The sequence below is a fragment of the Streptomyces sp. NPDC004609 genome (assembly GCF_042873655.1).
GTDB lineage: Bacteria > Actinomycetota > Actinomycetes > Streptomycetales > Streptomycetaceae > Streptomyces.
This window is the reverse complement of record NZ_JBIALS010000092.1, coordinates 1-3,746: the sequence shown is the minus strand read 5'-3', so window position 1 is coordinate 3,746 and position 3,746 is coordinate 1. Positions and strand designations below refer to the sequence as shown.

General features: G+C 70.8%; 1 protein-coding gene. It reads left to right on the top strand.

Annotated features, from left to right (window positions below; genetic code table 11):
• The coding region (locus ACFYT4_RS36075) for an SDR family NAD(P)-dependent oxidoreductase (protein ID WP_389279114.1) at positions 1–3,746 on the top strand (3,746 nt) is incomplete at both ends.

Below are 3,746 nucleotides of genomic sequence, written 5' to 3'. Positions count from 1 at the left end.
GTGCTCACCGCTGCCATCGAGGAGAGCCTGGAGGAAGCGGACACGTCCGCCGTGGTGCTGGGCACCCTGCGCCGCAACGAAGACGAACAACGACGTCTCACCCTGGCGCTCGCCGAAGCCTTCACCGCCGGACTCCCCGTCCAGTGGCCGGTGACCGAGCGGACGACAGACGTGCCGGAGCTGCCGACGTACGCCTTCCAACGCCAGCGGTACTGGCTCGACGGGTCGACCGCCACGACACCCGAGGATGCTGCCGATCCCGAGCAGAGCCGGTTCTGGGCGGCCGTCGACGGTGCCGACCGCGGCGAACTCGCCGAACTGCTCGGCGTGGACGACGCATCCCGGCTGGAGGACGTCATCGGCCTGCTCGGCCCGTGGCGCCGCGACAGCCGTGAGCGTTCCGAGGCGGATGCCTGGCACTACCGCGTCGAATGGAAGCCGGTGTCCGACCCGCGGTCTGTGTCGCTGAGCGGTCCGTGGATGCTCGTCGTACCAGACGTCGACACGGCCCACCCGTGCGCTGAAGCAGTGGAGGACGCCCTGTCGTCCGCCGGTGCTCAGGTGATACGTCTAACCGTGGGAGCGGACTGTGACCGGGACACGCTGGCCCGACGCGTCGCCCAGGCGGTCGAGGCGCTCGACGGTGCCGTACCGGCCGGGGTGCTGTCCTTGCTCGCCCTGGACGAGACACAGCGCACGGACGACCGGACGCTGACGGCCGGACCGGCCGGCACGCTGCTCCTGATCCAGGCGCTCGGCGACACCGCCGTACGCGCACCGCTGTGGTGCGCCACACGCGGAGCCGTACAGGTTCCCGGCGCGGAGACAGCGATCCGCCCCGAACAGGCGCAGGTCTGGGGGCTCGGTCTGGTGGCCGGGCTGGAGCACTCCGACCGGTGGGGCGGTCTGATCGACCTGCCCGAAACCCTCGACCCGCACTTATTACGCAGACTGTCCGGCGCGCTCGCCGGGAAGCAGGGCGAGGACCAGCTCGCACTCCGACCGTCCGGAGTCTTCGCCCGCCGCCTGGCGCGCGTGGCCCGCAAGTCCCTGCGCGACCGCCCGGAGTGGCAGCCGCGTGGCACGGTCCTCATCACCGGTGGCACCGGTGCCGTCGGCGCCCGGTTCGCCCGGTGGCTCGCGGCCAACGGCGCCGAGCACCTCGTGCTCACCAGCCGGCAGGGCCTCTCCGCGCCGGGCGCGGGGGAGCTGGAGTCCGAACTGACGGCCCTCGGCGTACGAGTCACCCTCGCGGCGTGCGACGTCGCGGACGGGGACGCACTGGCCGATCTCGTCGCCGGGGTCGCCGCCGACGGCGAGCCGATCCGCGCGGTCGTCCACGCGGCCGGTACGACCGACTCCGCGCCGCTGGCCGAGACGGGCCTGGACCTGCTGGCCCGGCTCACCGCCGCCAAGGTGCGCGGCGCGCACCTCCTCGACGACCTGTTCCAGGACGCCGACCTCGACGCGTTCATCCTCTTCTCCTCCGGGGCCGGCATCTGGGGCGGGGGCGGACAGGCCGCGTACGCCGCGGCCAACGCCCACCTAGACGCGCTTGCCCAGCAGCGCCGTGCGCGGGGGCGGACCGCGCTCTCGGTGGCGTGGGGTCTCTGGGGCGGCGGTGGCATGGCCGACGGCGAGGTCGGGGACCGGATCCTCAGCCGCGGCGTACGGGTCATGAACCCGGACCAGGCGATCGCCGCGCTGGCCCGCGTCACGGCGGCCACCGAGACGACGCGGATCGTCGCCGACATCGACTGGGAGGTTTTCGCTCCCCAGTTCACCGCCGTCCGTCGCTCTCCGCTGCTGTCGGACATCCCCGAAGTGCGGGCGGTGCTGGAGGAGGCGGCCGGCGCGGCGCAGGAAGCTGCCACCGACTCCGCCCCATCGGCGCTGCTCGACGGCCTGACCGAGGCAGAGCAGTACCTGGCCGTGCTGGACCTGGTCCGCGCGCAGGCCGCGGCGGCGCTCGGCCACGGCACACCGGATTCCGTAGCCCCGGACCGCGCCTTTCGTGAGCTGGGGTTCGACTCGATGATGGCGGTGGGCCTGCGGAATCGGTTGAACGCGGTCACGGGGCTGCGGTTGCCGAGCACGGTGGTGTTCGATCACCCGACGGCTGCTGACCTGGCGCGGTTCGTGCGGGCGGAGCTGTTGGGGCTGTCCGGGGACGTGGCGGGGGAGTCGGAGTCTTCGCCGGTGGTTGTCAGCGGTGAGGTGGATGCCGAGCCTGTTGCGATCGTGGGTATTGGCTGCCGGTTCCCGGGTGGTGTGGGGTCGCCGGAGGAGTTGTGGCGGTTGGTGGTGTCCGGGGCGGATGCGGTGTCGGGGTTCCCGGTGGATCGTGGGTGGGATCTGGATGCGTTGTTCGATCCGGATCCGGATGCGGTGGGGAAGTCGTACACCCGGTCGGGTGGGTTTCTGTATGACGCGGCGGAGTTCGATGCCGGATTCTTCGGGATTTCTCCGCGTGAGGCGTTGGCGATGGATCCGCAGCAGCGGTTGTTGTTGGAGACGTCGTGGGAGGCGATGGAGCGGGCGGGTATCGATCCGGTGTCGCTGCGCGGCAGCCGTACGGGCGTCTACGTCGGCGCCATGGTCCAGGACTACGGCCACCGGCTGCACCAGGGCACGGCCGAGACGGAAGGCCACATCCTGACCGGCACCACGGGAAGCGTGGTCTCGGGCCGACTGTCGTACACGTTCGGCCTGGAGGGCCCGGCGGTGACCGTCGACACGGGATGCTCCTCCTCCTTGGTGACCCTGCACCTCGCGATACGGGCGCTGCGCAGCGGCGAGTGCTCACTGGCCCTGGCCGGGGGCGTGACGGTCATGCCAACCCCCGGTCCCTTCATCGAGTTCAGTCGGCAGCGTGGGTTGTCTGTGGATGGTCGGTGTAGGGCGTTTGCGGAGGGTGCGGATGGTACGGGGTGGGCTGAGGGTGTGGGTGTGCTGGTGGTGGAGCGTTTGTCGGATGCGGTGCGGTTGGGGCATCGGGTGTTGGCGGTGGTGCGGGGGAGTGCGGTTAATCAGGATGGTGCGAGTAATGGTCTGACGGCGCCGAACGGGTTGTCGCAGCAGCGGGTGATCCGGCAGGCGCTGGCTGATGCGCGGCTGGGTGCCGCGGATGTGGATGCGGTGGAGGCGCATGGGACGGGGACGCGTCTGGGTGACCCGATCGAGGCGCAGGCTCTCCTTGCCACCTACGGTCGCGACCGTCCCGGCGAACAGCCCTTGTTTGTCGGTTCGTTGAAGTCGAACATCGGGCATGCGCAGGCGGCTGCGGGTGTGGGTGGGGTCATCAAGATGGTGATGGCTCTGCGGCATGGTGTGTTGCCGAAGACGCTGCATGTGGATGCGCCGTCGTCGCATGTGGACTGGGCGGCGGGTGCGGTGGAGCTGCTGACGGAGCAGCGGGCGTGGCCGGAGCTGGACCGGCCGCGACGAGCCGCCGTCTCCGCCTTCGGCGTGGGCGGCACCAACGCGCATGTCGTGATCGAGCAGCCTCCTGTGGTGGCACACGGTGGCTCGGCTTCCGAAGACGCCGCACTCGGCTTGGTTCCGTGGGTGGTGTCGGGCAGGAGTACGGAGGCGTTGCGGGCGCAGGCGGGGTTGTTGCGTGCGTTCGTGGCCGGACATGACGAGTTGGATCTGGTGGGTGTGGGTTCTGCGCTGGTGTCGGCGCGGTCGGTGTTCGATCATCGGGCTGTGGTGGTGGCCGGTGATCGCGGCGAGCTGTTGGACGG